The organism is Burkholderia sp. Ac-20353 (assembly GCF_017104785.1).
GTDB lineage: Bacteria > Pseudomonadota > Gammaproteobacteria > Burkholderiales > Burkholderiaceae > Burkholderia.
On the sequence record NZ_JAAGPL010000090.1, the window covers coordinates 1 to 13215 of the forward strand.

15 protein-coding genes and 1 pseudogene are annotated in these 13215 nt (G+C 66.3%); 15 read left to right on the forward strand and 1 reads right to left on the reverse strand.

Annotated elements, in window-relative coordinates:
* From G3N94_RS23800 to G3N94_RS23830, 7 genes and pseudogenes are all read left to right on the forward strand, one after another.
* Positions 1-239, forward strand: a pseudogene (locus tag G3N94_RS23800) (hypothetical protein); the annotation flags it as partial.
* Between the two features lie 174 nt (positions 240-413).
* Positions 414-992, forward strand: coding sequence for a YqgE/AlgH family protein (locus tag G3N94_RS23805; protein ID WP_205795015.1), 579 nt, complete (start codon positions 414-416; stop codon positions 990-992).
* Positions 989-1438: a Holliday junction resolvase RuvX gene (gene ruvX / locus G3N94_RS23810; protein ID WP_205795016.1), complete on the forward strand. Its 450-nt coding sequence runs from the start codon at positions 989-991 to the stop codon at positions 1436-1438. Before G3N94_RS23805 ends, ruvX begins: the two co-directional genes overlap by 4 nt.
* Positions 1425-1940: a bifunctional pyr operon transcriptional regulator/uracil phosphoribosyltransferase PyrR gene (gene pyrR / locus G3N94_RS23815; protein WP_205795017.1), complete on the forward strand. Its 516-nt coding sequence runs from the start codon at positions 1425-1427 to the stop codon at positions 1938-1940. The genes ruvX and pyrR overlap by 14 nt, the downstream gene beginning before the upstream one ends.
* Before the next feature lie 73 nt (positions 1941-2013).
* Complete coding sequence (locus tag G3N94_RS23820) at positions 2014-3045, forward strand: aspartate carbamoyltransferase catalytic subunit (RefSeq protein WP_059483352.1); 1032 nt, start codon at positions 2014-2016, stop codon at positions 3043-3045.
* Positions 3046-3097: 52 nt separating this feature from the next.
* Positions 3098-4375, forward strand: coding sequence for a dihydroorotase (locus tag G3N94_RS23825; RefSeq protein ID WP_205795018.1), 1278 nt, complete (start codon positions 3098-3100; stop codon positions 4373-4375).
* Positions 4376-4393: 18 nt separating this feature from the next.
* Positions 4394-5245, forward strand: coding sequence for a lysophospholipid acyltransferase family protein (locus G3N94_RS23830; RefSeq protein ID WP_205795019.1), 852 nt, complete (start codon positions 4394-4396; stop codon positions 5243-5245).
* Positions 5246-5365: 120 nt separating this feature from the next.
* Here the strand turns inward: G3N94_RS23830 and G3N94_RS23835 are convergent, their stop codons facing one another.
* On the reverse strand, positions 5366-6202 hold the full coding sequence (locus G3N94_RS23835; protein ID WP_205795020.1) for a symmetrical bis(5'-nucleosyl)-tetraphosphatase: 837 nt from the start codon (positions 6200-6202) through the stop codon (positions 5366-5368).
* Between the two features lie 340 nt (positions 6203-6542).
* Here G3N94_RS23835 and rfbB point away from each other — a divergent pair, with 340 nt between their 5' ends.
* Genes rfbB through G3N94_RS23875 form a run of 8 tightly spaced genes read left to right on the forward strand, consistent with a single transcriptional unit; the run spans position 6543 to position 13187 of the window.
* Positions 6543-7595, forward strand: coding sequence for a dTDP-glucose 4,6-dehydratase (gene rfbB, locus G3N94_RS23840; protein ID WP_205795021.1), 1053 nt, complete (start codon positions 6543-6545; stop codon positions 7593-7595).
* Entirely contained in the window at positions 7588-8520 is a 933-nt protein-coding gene (gene rfbD, locus G3N94_RS23845) for a dTDP-4-dehydrorhamnose reductase (protein WP_205795022.1), read from the forward strand. Before rfbB ends, rfbD begins: the two co-directional genes overlap by 8 nt.
* 32 nt (positions 8521-8552) lie before the next feature.
* Positions 8553-9434, forward strand: a complete 882-nt coding sequence (rfbA, locus tag G3N94_RS23850) for a glucose-1-phosphate thymidylyltransferase RfbA (RefSeq protein WP_205795023.1) — start codon at positions 8553-8555, stop codon at positions 9432-9434.
* Positions 9431-9982 carry a dTDP-4-dehydrorhamnose 3,5-epimerase gene (gene rfbC, locus G3N94_RS23855; RefSeq protein ID WP_205795024.1) on the forward strand — a complete coding sequence of 184 codons (552 nt, stop codon included), beginning with the start codon at positions 9431-9433 and terminating at the stop codon, positions 9980-9982. Before rfbA ends, rfbC begins: the two co-directional genes overlap by 4 nt.
* A 17-nt stretch (positions 9983-9999) precedes the next feature.
* Positions 10000-11127 carry a DegT/DnrJ/EryC1/StrS family aminotransferase gene (locus G3N94_RS23860; protein WP_205795025.1) on the forward strand — a complete coding sequence of 376 codons (1128 nt, stop codon included), beginning with the start codon at positions 10000-10002 and terminating at the stop codon, positions 11125-11127.
* Entirely contained in the window at positions 11124-11633 is a 510-nt protein-coding gene (locus G3N94_RS23865; RefSeq protein ID WP_205795026.1) for a GNAT family N-acetyltransferase, read from the forward strand. Before G3N94_RS23860 ends, G3N94_RS23865 begins: the two co-directional genes overlap by 4 nt.
* Positions 11620-12432 carry an ABC transporter permease gene (locus G3N94_RS23870; protein WP_205795027.1) on the forward strand — a complete coding sequence of 271 codons (813 nt, stop codon included), beginning with the start codon at positions 11620-11622 and terminating at the stop codon, positions 12430-12432. Before G3N94_RS23865 ends, G3N94_RS23870 begins: the two co-directional genes overlap by 14 nt.
* Complete coding sequence (locus tag G3N94_RS23875; RefSeq protein WP_205795028.1) at positions 12429-13187, forward strand: ABC transporter ATP-binding protein; 759 nt, start codon at positions 12429-12431, stop codon at positions 13185-13187. The genes G3N94_RS23870 and G3N94_RS23875 overlap by 4 nt, the downstream gene beginning before the upstream one ends.
* Positions 13188-13215: the final 28 nt, after the last annotated feature.

Sequence of the window (13215 nt, forward strand, 5' to 3'; positions counted from 1 at the left end):
GGGCGGCGTGTGCGCTGGGCCTTGGCCCGGCGGCGCTGCGGGCCGACACGCTCGGCCTTGCGTGGCGCTGCGCCGCGCATCGCGTGCCGCGCGCAGAGGGCGGCCTCGCCGCGCACCGTCACGCATCCGACATGCTGCGCGCGGCGCTGCTCAAGATTGCAGCAGGGGTGGCGCCGCCGGACCTGACCGCCGCGTGCGAAACGCTCGGCGCGACGCTCGGCCGGGCCCGGCACGGATGATGCGTGACGCGCCGCCGGCGCCCGTGCCGCGCGGCCCGGCAACCCGCTGCCGACTGCGCCCGCGCGCGTGTTAGAGTGCCGTGTGATCCGTCCGCGACGATGCCAGCGCGGGGCGGTGTTGCTAGTTGATCGCGGCCTCGATCAGTCCGCGGCGTCTTTGCTAAAATTCAAACCATGTCAAAGCCTTCCGATCGCATCAACCTTACCAACCAGTTCCTGATCGCCATGCCGAACATGGCCGATCCGACGTTCTCGGGAACGGTGGTCTACCTTTGCGATCACAGCGAGCGCGGTGCGCTCGGCCTCGTCATCAACCGGCCGACCGACATCGACCTCGAATCGCTGTTCAACCGCATCGACCTGAAGCTCGATATCGAGCCGCTGCTGCACATCCCCGTGTATTTCGGCGGCCCGGTGCAGACCGAGCGCGGCTTCGTGCTGCACGAGCCGGTGGAGGGCGCGAACTACAACTCGTCGATGTCCGTCGAGGGCGGGCTCGAGATGACCACGTCGAAGGACGTGCTCGAGGCGGTCGCGACGGGCACCGGCCCGAAGCGCTTCCTGCTGACGCTCGGCCATGCGGGCTGGGGCGCAGGGCAGCTCGAGGAAGAAATCTCCCGCAACGGCTGGCTGACCGTCGCCGCCGATCCGCGGATCGTGTTCGACACCCCGGCCGAGCAGCGCTTCGAAGCGGCGCTCGGCCTGCTCGGCGTCAGCTCGACGATGCTGTCCGGCGAAGCAGGGCACGCATGAGCGGCACGAGCGCGCGCGACGCGACGCTCCTGGCGTTCGACTACGGCGAGAAACGCATCGGCGTCGCGATCGGCAATGCGCTGACGCGCTCGGCCCGCGCGCTCGTCGTGATTCCCAACCTGAACCGCGAACACCGCTTCAAGGCGATCGGCGAACTGCTCGCCGAATGGCGGCCCGACGCGCTCGTCGTCGGCCTGCCGATGCACCCGGACGGCACGCCGCACGACATGACGCAGCAGGCGAAGCGCTTCGGCAACCAGCTGAACGGCCGCTTCGGCCTGCCGGTGACCTGGGTCGACGAGCGTTATTCGTCGGTCGAGGCCGAGGCGGAACTGCGCGCCCGCGACATCCGCGGCCGCGCGCGTGCCGAAATCCTCGATGCCGAAGCCGCGCGCGTCATCCTTCAACAGTATCTCGATCAATTGTCCGACCATGAGCACCATTGATGCCGAGGCGCTATACCGCGTCCTGCTCGACCAGATCCGCGACGCGTATGGCGCGAGCTTCGCCGACGCGGGCGGCCCGCGGCTCGCGGGCATTTACAGCGGCGGCGCATGGCTCGCCGAGCGGCTCGCGCGCGATCTCGGCGCGCCCGGCTTCGGCGTCGTGAACGTCGCGCTGCATCGCGACGACTACGCGAAGAAGGGGCTGCACAGCCAGGCGAGCCCGACGTCGCTGCCGTTCGACGTCGACGGCGCGCGCATCGTGCTCGTCGACGACGTGCTGTACACGGGGCGCACCGTGCGCGCGGCGCTCAACGAGCTGTTCGATTACGGCCGTCCGGCCGCGGTCGAGCTGGCGGTGCTGGCCGATCGCGGCGGCCGCGAGCTGCCGGTCGCCGCACGGTTCGCCGGCGGCACGCTCGACGTGCCGGCCGACGCGACCCTCGTGCTCGCGCGCGACGACGCGGCGCAGTTCACGCTGCGCGTCGAGGCTCGCAGCGCCTGAGCGCGACGAACCAGGATCCCGGGCCGCCGCTTCGCAGCGCGGCCCGTTTGCATACGTTGGAATCACGCACATCATGACCACCGACACGACTGGCCGCACCGGCAATCCCGCTGCGGCCGCGAGCCCCGAACGATTCCGCTACGGTTTCCTGAAGGGCAACCCGCAGCTCACGAAAAACGGCGAGCTGAAGCATCTGCTGTCGATCGAGGGCCTGCCGCGCTCGATCGTCACGCACATCCTCGATACCGCCGAGCAGTTCGTCAGCGTGACGGACCGCGAAGTGAAGAAGGTGCCGCTACTGCGCGGCAAGTCCGTCTTCAACCTGTTCTTCGAGAACTCGACGCGCACCCGCACGACCTTCGAGATCGCCGCAACACGCCTGTCGGCGGACGTGCTGAACCTGAACATCAACGCGTCGTCGACGAGCAAGGGCGAGTCGCTGCTCGACACGATCAACAACCTGTCGGCGATGCATGCCGACCTGTTCGTCGTGCGCCACGCGTCGAGCGGTGCGCCGTACCTGATCGCCGAGCATTGCGCGCCGCACGTGCACGTGATCAATGCCGGCGACGGCCGCCATGCGCACCCGACGCAGGGCCTGCTCGACATGTACACGATCCGCCACTACAAGCGCGACTTCACGAAGCTGCGCGTCGCAATCGTCGGCGACATCCTGCACTCGCGCGTCGCGCGCTCGGACATCCACGCGCTGACCACGCTCGGCGTGCCGGAAGTGCGCGCGATCGGCCCGCGCACGCTGCTGCCGGGCGGCCTCGAGCAGATGGGCGTGCGCGTGTTCCACAACCTCGACGAGGGGCTGAAGGACGTCGACGTGATCATCATGCTGCGCCTGCAGAATGAACGGATGAGCGGCGCGCTGCTGCCGTCCGCGCAGGAGTATTTCAAGACCTGGGGGCTGACGCCCGAGCGCCTCGCGCTCGCCGCACCCGATGCGATCGTGATGCACCCGGGCCCGATGAACCGCGGCGTCGAGATCGATTCGCAGGTCGCGGACGGCCCGCAATCGGTGATCCTGAACCAGGTCACGTTCGGCATCGCCGTGCGGATGGCGGTGATGGGCATCGTCGCGGGCAACAACGACTGAGCCCGCGCGCCACGCCTCCCTTTCACGCAATCAACGCATTCACAGACAGCGCATGAAGATTCATATCAAAGGCGGCACGCTGGTCGACCCGGTCGCCGGCACCGAGCGGCAGGCCGACGTTTTCGTCGCGGCCGGCAAGATCGCCGCGGTTGGCGCGGCGCCGGCCGATTTCACGGCCGAGAAGACGATCGACGCAGCGGGCATGATCGTCGCGCCGGGTTTCGTCGACCTGTGCGCGCGGCTGCGCGAGCCCGGCTACGAGCACAAGGCGACGCTCGCATCGGAGATGGCCGCGGCCGTCGCCGGCGGCGTGACGAGCCTCGTGTGCCCGCCGGACACCGACCCCATCCTCGACGAGCCGGGCCTCGTCGAGATGCTGAAGTTCCGCGCGAGCAACCTGCACCAGGCGAACGTGTATCCGCTCGGCGCGCTGACGGTTGGCCTCAAGGGTGAAGTGATCACCGAGATGGTTGCGCTGACCGAATCGGGCTGCGTCGGCTTCACGCACGCGAACGTGCCGGTGCGCGACACGCAGGTGCTGCTGCGCGCGCTGCAGTACGCGAGCACGTACGGTTTCACCACATGGCTGCGCCCGCTCGACGCGTTCATCGGCAAGGGCGGCGTTGCCGCGAGCGGCCCGGTCGCGTCGCGGCTCGGGCTGTCCGGCGTGCCGGTTGCGGCCGAGACGATCGCGCTGCATACGATCTTCGAACTGATGCGCGTGACGGGCGCGCGCGTGCACCTCGCGCGGCTGTCGTCGGCGGCCGGCCTCGCGCTCGTGCGCGAGGCGAAGGCCGAAGGGCTGCCGGTGACCTGCGACGTCAGCGCGAACCACCTGCACCTGATCGACGTCGACATCGGCTATTTCGATTCGCAGTTCCGGCTCGATCCGCCGCTGCGCAGCGAGCGCGACCGCGAGGCGATCCGCGCGGCGCTTACCGACGGCACGATCGACGCGATCTGCTCCGACCATACGCCCGTCGACGACGACGAGAAGCTGCTGCCGTTCGGCGAGGCGACGCCCGGCGCGACCGGTCTCGAGCTGCTGCTGTCGCTGACGATGAAGTGGGCCGACGAGACGCGTACGCCGCTCGCGCGCGCGCTGAAGCTCATCACGTCCGCACCCGCGGACGTGCTGAAGCTGCCGGCCGGGCGGGTGACGGAAGGCGGCGCGGCCGACCTGTGCGTGTTCGACCCGCGTGCGCACTGGCGCGTCGAGCCGCGTGCGCTGAAGAGCCAGGGCCACAACTCGCCGTTCCTCGGCTACGAACTGCCCGCCTCGGTGCGTGCGACGCTCGTCGCCGGGCAGATCGCGTTCGAGCGCAACTGACGCCGCAGGATTCGCGCCATGACAGCCCTTCGCAAGCTGCGCCTTGTCTTTCACCTGCTGCGCGGGATGGCGATCGTCGCGCTGCGCTTCCGGCACGTGTTGCCGGACCGCCGCGTCGAGATGACGCGACGCTGGTCGCTCAAGCTGCTGCGGATCTGCGGGATGCGCCTCGTCGTGCACAACGACGCCGCGCGGCTCGACGCGAGCGCGCTCGTCGTCGGCAACCACGTATCGTGGCTCGACATCTACGCGGTTAACGCGTGGCGGCCGACGCCGTTCGTGTCGAAGGCGGAAGTGCGCCAGTGGCCGATCGTCGGCTGGCTCGCGGAGCGGCTCGACACCGTGTTCCTGCAGCGCGAGAAGCGCACCGAGGCGATGCGGATCATGCACGAGATGGCCGACCGCCTGCGCAACGGCGGGCTGATGTGCGTGTTTCCGGAAGGCACGACGTCCGACGGCCAGGACCTGCTGCCGTTCCACGCGAACCTGTTCCAGGCCGCGGTATCCGCCGGTTGCGCGGTGCAGCCGGTCTGCCTGATGTACGAGGATGCGCAGGGCCGCCAGTCGGTCGCGCCCGCATACATCGGCGAACTGTCGCTCGGCAAGTCGCTCGACATGGTGCTGCGCGGCGGGCCGTTCGTCGCGCATCTGTACGTATGCGACCCGATCCAGCCGGGCGGCGACCGGCGCACGACGTCGGCGGCCGCGCGCGAGTCGATCGCGGCGGCGCTCGTGTCGCTGCAGGCGAGCGTCGGCCGGCCGACGGCCGATGCGCTCGCGCAGCTCGCGAAGGATGCCTATCCGGCGACGGAAGTCGGTGTGGCGGAGGACGGCGCGGCCGACCATCCGGTGCCGGGCCGCGAAGGCTAACGCAGCTCGCGCGGGGCCGGGGCCGGCGTCGATGCACGCCGGCTTTGCGGCCCCGGTGGTCCTGACGGTACCTGGGCTCCTGTGGCCCTTAAGTCTGTTAAGTCCGTTATGGCTGCGCGCTCATTCACCGGGCGTGCGGCATGCTTCGCACTGCACCTGCGTGACCGTGCGTCTGGCCGGATCGGCCGTCAGGCACACGGCCGACAACTGATTTCCCCACACACATCCCGAATCGAGCGCGACGACATCGTCGCGCAACATCAGGCCGAGCGCGGCCCAGTGCCCGAACACGACCGTCACGTCCGACGTGCGGCGCCCGGGCACGTCGAACCACGGCAGGTAGCCGGGTGGCGCGTTGTCAGGGCCGCCGTTCGTGCGGAACTCCATCGCGCCGTCGGGCGTGCAGAAGCGGATGCGCGTGAACGCATTGAACGCGACCCGCATCCGGTCGCGCTTCTTCAGGTCCGGATGCCACTGGTTCGGCTCGTTGCCGTACAGGTGTGACAGCGTGTCGCGCCAGTCGGGCGCGCGTAGCGCGTGCTGCAGTTCGTCGGCGAGTTCCAGCGCGAGCGTCGCGTCCCATTGCGGCAGCACGCCCGCGTGGACGAGCAGCATCCCGTGCTCGAAATGGGCGAACGGACGGTGGCGCACCCACTCGAGCAGCGCATCGGCGTCCGGCGCGTCGAGGATTTCGCCGATCGTGTCGCCGGGGCGCTCGGTGCGGATGCCGGCTGCGACGGCGAGCAGGTGGAGATCGTGATTGCCGAGCACGACGGTCGCGCGCGGGCCGAGTTCGACGAGCGCGCGCAACGACGCGAGCGACGCGGGGCCGCGGTTGACGACGTCGCCGGCGATCCAGAGCGGCGTGTCGGCCGGTAGCGCGAGCTGGTTGATCAGGGTCTTGAAAGCTGAATGACAGCCTTGGATGTCGCCGATGGCGATGGGGGTCTGCGTCATGAGATCGTCGTGTTACATATTTGTGTCACATCTGGAGTGAAATGATCGCGGCAATTCGCTGCCTGCGCAACGGTCATTTTGGCCAACTGATTGATTTGACAGAATTTTTCCTTCTGATGCGGGTTCGAAGCGCTGTTTCAAGTTGTTAGCGGCATGGCTTTTGCACGCGGTCATTTCTTATAATCGTTGCTTTCCCCCCGAAAACTAGCATTTCATGACTTTGACAGTCATGGGCAGCGGTTAAAATGTCGGGTTTGCTGTGGCTGGATATTGCCACTTGCGCATTCCAAAGCGGCCAGCCTCGGTATCGGGCTGGCCGCGCATTTCTAGAGGGAGCCTCATGATCCTGGTTACGGGCGGCGCGGGTTTTATCGGTGCCAACTTTGTACTCGACTGGCTGGGCCAATCCGACGAAGCCGTGCTCAACGTCGACAAGCTGACCTACGCGGGTAACCTGCGCACACTGCAGTCGCTCGACGGGAATCCGAAGCATGTGTTCGCGCGCGTCGACATCTGCGACCGCGCGGCGCTCGACGCGCTGTTCGCGGAGCACAAGCCGCGCGCCGTCCTGCACTTCGCCGCAGAAAGCCACGTCGACCGCTCGATCCACGGCCCGGCCGATTTCGTGCAGACCAACGTCGTCGGCACGTTCACGCTGCTCGAAGCGGCGCGTGCGTACTGGAACGGCCTGAACGAAGCCGACAAGGCGGCGTTCCGCTTCCTGCACGTGTCGACCGACGAAGTGTTCGGCTCGCTGTCCGCAACCGATCCGCAATTCTCCGAAACGACGCCGTATGCACCGAACAGCCCGTACTCGGCGACGAAGGCGGGCTCCGACCACCTCGTGCGTGCGTATCACCATACGTACGGCCTGCCCGTGCTCACGACGAACTGTTCGAACAACTACGGTCCGTACCAGTTCCCCGAAAAGCTGATTCCGCTGATGATCGCGAACGCGCTCGCCGGCAAGGCGCTGCCGATCTACGGCGACGGCCAGAACGTGCGCGACTGGCTGTATGTCGGCGATCACTGCAGCGCGATCCGCGAAGTGCTCGCGCGCGGCGTGCCGGGTGAGACCTACAACGTCGGCGGCTGGAACGAGAAGAAGAACCTCGACGTCGTGCACACGCTGTGCGACCTGCTCGACGCCGCGCGCCCGAAGGCGACCGGCTCGTACCGCGACCAGATTACCTACGTGAAGGATCGTCCGGGCCACGACCGCCGTTACGCGATCGACGCGCGCAAGCTCGAGCGCGAACTCGGCTGGAAGCCGGCGGAGACGTTCGAGACGGGCCTCGCGAAGACCGTGCACTGGTATCTCGACAACCAGCAGTGGGTCGACGAAATTGTGTCGGGCGAGTACGTCAAGTGGGTGTCGCGCCAGTATGGCTAATCCTGGCGCGTTGATGCGCCCGGCGATCCTGCTGACGGGCGCGCAGGGGCAGCTCGGCTTCGAGCTGCGCCGGGCGTTGAGCCTGCTGGGCGACGTGACGGCGCTCGACCGCGCCGCGTTCGACCTGACCGACTATGCGAAGATCGTGCAGGTCATGCAGGATCTGCGGCCGCAGGTCGTCGTGAACGCGGCCGGCTACACGGCCGTCGACCGCGCCGAATCGGAGCGCGAGCTCGCGCATGCGATCAACGCGGAAGGCCCGGCGGTGCTCGCGCGCGAAGCGGCACGCGTCGGCAGCCTCGTGATCCACTATTCGACGGATTACGTGTTCGACGGGACGAAGGCGGGCTGGTACCAGGAAACCGACGCGCCGAATCCGCTGTCCGCGTACGGCCAGTCGAAGCTCGACGGCGAACGCGCGGTCGAGGCGAGCGGCGCCGCGCACGCGATCGTCCGCACGAGCTGGGTGTTCGGCCTGCACGGCGGCAATTTCCTGAAAACCATCATCGGCGCCGCGCGGCGCCGCGATGCCTTGTCGATCGTCGACGACCAGTTCGGCGCGCCGACGCCGGTGCACCTGATCGCAGACATCACCGCGGTGATGGTCGCGCGCTACCTCGCGTCGCCGGCGCAGTTCCCGTCGGGTGTCTATCACGCGGCGGCGGCGGGCGAGACGTCGTGGTACGCATATGCCGACCGCGCGCTTCGCGCGCTGCGGGCGAAAGGCATCGCGTTGCGCGTTGCGGAGGGCGCGGTGCGCCCGATTCCCGCGAGCGAGTATCCCAGCGCCGCGCCGCGTCCGGCGAATTCGCGGCTGGATACGGCGAAGCTGCGCGACACGTTCGGCATCGCGTTGCCGACCTGGGAGCACGGTGTGGACTACGTCATCGATCAGCTGGTCGAAGCGGCGCAGCTCATGGCCTAACGCGGGTGTATTGCCAACTATCCGAGAGTCACATGAAACGTAAAGGAATTATCCTGGCAGGCGGATCGGGGACGCGCCTCTATCCGATCACGCGCTCGGTCTCGAAGCAGCTCTTGCCCGTGTACGACAAGCCGATGATCTACTACCCGCTGAGCACGCTGATGCTCGCGGGGATCCGCGACATCCTGATCATCTCGACGCCGCAGGACACGCCGCGCTTTTCGGACATGCTGGGCGACGGCAACCGCTGGGGCCTCAACATCCAGTATGCGGTGCAGCCGTCGCCGGACGGCCTCGCGCAGGCGTTCGTCATCGGCCGCGAGTTCGTCGGCAACGATCCGTCCGCACTGATCCTCGGCGACAATATTTTCCACGGCCACGACCTGCATGCGCTGATGGCGCGCGCAACGGCGGTCGAGCACGGCGCGACCGTGTTCGCGTATCACGTGCACGATCCGGAGCGCTACGGCGTCGTCGAATTCGACGCGGATTTCCGCGCCATGTCGCTCGAGGAGAAGCCGAAGGCGCCGCGTTCGAACTACGCGGTGACGGGCCTCTACTTCTACGACAACCAGGTGTGCGACATCGCGGCCGACATCAAGCCGTCGGCGCGCGGCGAGCTGGAAATCACCGACGTCAACCTGACCTACCTGCACGCGCAGCAGCTCAACGTCGAGATCATGGGTCGCGGCTACGCATGGCTCGATACCGGCACGCACGATTCGCTGCAGGAAGCGTCGACGTTCATCTCGACGCTGCAGAAGCGGCAGGGCCTGATGGTCGCGTGCCCGGAGGAGATCGCCTACCGCAACAAGTGGATTTCCGCCGACGATCTCGGCCAGCTCGCGGGCGAACTGTCGAAGAACGAGTATGGCCGGTACCTGAGCCGCTTGCTCAAGGAGTCCGTAGCATGAATTTCAAGATCGAAGCGACCGCGTTGCCGGAAGTCTTCGTGCTGGAGCCGAAGTGCTTCGGCGACGCGCGCGGCTTTTTCTACGAAAGCTTCAACGCGAAGGCCTTCAAGGACGGCACGGGCGTCGAGCGCGAGTTCGTCCAGGACAATCATTCGCGTTCCGCGAAGAACGTGCTGCGCGGGCTGCATTATCAGATCCAGAATCCGCAGGGCAAGCTGGTCCGCGTCGTCTCCGGCAGCGTGTTCGACGTCGCCGTCGACATCCGCCGCAGCTCGCCGAACTTCGGCCGCTGGGTCGGCGTCGAGCTGTCGGCGGAGAACCGCAAGCAGCTGTGGGTGCCCGAAGGCTTCGCGCACGGGTTCGTCGTGCTCTCCGAGTACGCGGAATTCCTGTACAAGACGACCGACTACTACGCGCCGCAATACGAACGCTCGCTCCTCTGGAACGACCCGGCGCTCAAGATCGACTGGCCGATCGACGGCGAGCCGATCCTCTCAACGAAAGACCAACAGGCGCTCACGCTGGCAGCCGCCGAAACCTTCGAGTAAAGACAAGGAGAATCACAATGGCCATTCAATTGTTCGTGCCGCACTTTCGCGTCGACGAGTGCCTCGAAGCCATCCGCGAGTGCCTGGAAAAGGGCTGGACGGGGCTCGGCTTCAAGACCAACCAGTTCGAAGAGGCATGGAAGGCCTACACGGGCCTGCCGCACGCGCACTTCCTGAGCTCGAATACCGTCGGCCTGCACCTGGCGTTCGAACTGTTCAAGACGAAGTACGGCTGGGCGGACGGTGACGAAGTCATCACGACGCCGCTGACGTTCGTGTCGTCGAACCACGCGATTCTCTACTCGAACCTGACGCCGGTGTTCGCGGACGTCGACGATACGCTGTGCCTCGACCCGGCAAGCATCGAGGCGCGCATCACCGACAAGACCCGCGCGGTGATCTTCGTCGGCATCGGCGGCAACGTCGGCCAGTACGCGCGCGTGCTGAAGCTGTGCCGCGAGCGTGGCATCAAGATCATCCTCGACGCGGCGCACATGTCGGGCAGCCGCTACGAAGGCAAGCACGTCGGCCATGACGCCGACGTCACCGTGTTCAGCTTCCAGGCGGTGAAGAACCTGCCGACGGCCGACTCGGGCATGATCTGTTTCCAGGACGCCGAAGACGACGCACGCGTGCGCAAGATGAGCTGGCTCGGCATCAACAAGGACACGTTTGCGCGTACCGCGTCGCAGGGCGCGTACAAGTGGATGTACGACGTCGAGGAAGTCGGCTACAAGTACCACGGCAACTCGATCATGGCCGCGATCGGCCTCGTCCAGCTCAAGTACCTGGACAACGACAATTCGTATCGCCGCCAGCTCGCGCGCTGGTATGAAGAGCTGCTGTCGGGCCACGCGAACATCCGCCTCGTCACGATCTCGGAAGGCTGCGAATCGTCGCGCCACCTGTTCCAGATCCGCGTGAAGAATCGCGACGAGCTGATGCTCGCGCTGAACGAGCACGAGGTTTACCCGGGCGTGCACTACCGCGACAACACCGAGTACCGCATGTACGAAAGCGGCAAGGGCCAGTGCCCGAACGCGCATGCGGCGTCGAACGAAATCCTGTCGCTGCCGATGCACATGGGCGTGTCGCGCAAGGACGTCGAGCTGATCGCCGACCTCGTGATCCGCTACGCAGCATGAAGCACGCGCACGAACCGTACACGCACGGTCGCATCCGGCTGCGCCTGCTGGCGGAGGCCGATCTGCAGGCCACGCTCGCGTGGCGCAACCGCGACGGCGCGCGCGAGCAGTTCAAGCATTCCGACCTGCTCGCGTACGAACAGCATCATGGATGGTTCGTGCGCTACTGCGACAAGCCGGACGATCTCGTGTTCGTCGCCGAACTGGCCGCCACCGGGGAGCGGGTGGGCCAGGTCGCGATCTATGCGATCGACGGTGGCGCGCGGACGGCCGAGATCGGCCGTTTCGTCGCGGCGCCCGAGTTCCTCGGGCAAGGGCTGATGAAAGAGGCGATCGACGTGCTGATGCGTTTCGCGGCACGGGAATTGTCGCTGGCGTCCGTCTACCTGGAAGTGCTCGAATCCAATGAACGGGCGTCGCACCTTTACCGGAAGCTCGGCTTCGAAGAGCGCGGCCGTGCCGATGGTTTGATTCGAATGGACCGGAGTATCGATGACTACCTATAACAGTGCTAGTGCGAGCTCGCCGCTGAAAGAGTTCGTCAGTGCTGCCAAGCTGTGGCGTGTATGGCTCCACATGGGGCTGCAGGACGTAAAGAGCCGGTTTCGCAGTTCGGCCCTCGGGCCGGGCTGGATTCTCGTCAACCTGGCGGCCGTGGTCGGCGCGGTCGGGCTGATCTACGGCCGCCTGTTTCACCAGCAGATGAACGAGTTCCTGCCGTTCCTGACGCTCGGCCTCGTCATCTGGGCATTCATCACGTCGTCCCTTGTGGAAGGCGGGATGGCATTCGTCGCGGCGGAAGGCTACATCAAGCAGTTTCCGTTTCCGAAGCCGATCTACCTGTTCCGCGCGCTCGTGCCGTACACGATCGTGTTCGTGATCGGTCTGGCGGTCTTCTTCGCGGTGATGGTGTTTTATCAGCGCCACGTCGGCGTGGGCGCGCTCTGGGCAATTCCCGGCTTCGCGCTGTTTCTCGCGATCAACTTCTTCCACGTGGTGATCGTCGCGCATGTTGGCGCGCGCTTCCGTGACCTGCCGCACCTGCTCGGCAGCCTGATGCAGATCGCGTTCTACCTGACGCCGGTGATCTTCACGGTCACGATGCTGAGGGATCGCGGGCTGTCGTTCGTCTATGCATTCAATCCGCTCTACTACCTGATCGAGGTCATGCGCTATCCGCTGCTCAACAGCGAAGCGCCGCCGCCCGAGGTGGTCTACGTGGCGCTCGGCTATTGCGCGGTCGTCGGCCTGCTCGCGATGCTGGTTGTGAAGAAAATGTCTCGGCGGATCGTGTACGTGCTATGACGCAAAACCTGAATATCAGCCTGCGCAACGTCGGCGTCACGTTCGACGTGTCCGCGCGCACCGACAGCCTGAAGTCCACCGTGATCAACGCGCTGCGCCGCCGACCGGCGCAGCGCGGCGCGCACGAGCGCCGTCACGTGCACGCGCTCAAGGATGTCAATCTCGAGATCACGCACGGCGAGCGTGTCGGCCTGATCGGCCTGAACGGCGCCGGCAAGAGCACGATCCTGAAAGTGATGGCGGGCATCTATCCGCCGACATCGGGTGCGGCCGAGATCAACGGCCACGTGTCGGCGATGTTCGAACTCGCGACCGGCTTCGAGATGACGCAGACGGGCTGGGACAACATCCGCATTCGCGGCATGCTGCTTGGCCTCACGCCGGCCCAGGTCGAGGAACGCATCCAGCAGATCGGCGAGTTCTCCGAGCTGGGCGAATTTCTCGACTACCCGGTCAAGACCTATTCGGCCGGTATGTTCATCCGTCTTGCGTTCTCGGTCTCGACTGCGATCAACCCGGAGATCCTGCTGCTCGATGAAGTGATGGGCGCGGGTGACGTGCAATTCGCGAACAAGGCGAAACGCCGGATGCACGAGTTCATGGAGCAGGGGAAGATCCTCGTATTCTCGAGCCACAGCCTCGAGATGCTGGAGCAGTTCTGCGAACGCGTGATCTGGCTGCGCAAGGGCGAAATCGTGATGGATGGCCCGTCGAAACAGGTGCTCCAGGAGTACGAGCGCACGGCGGGGCAATAGGCTCGCCGGCCTTGAGGGAAGGTGTATC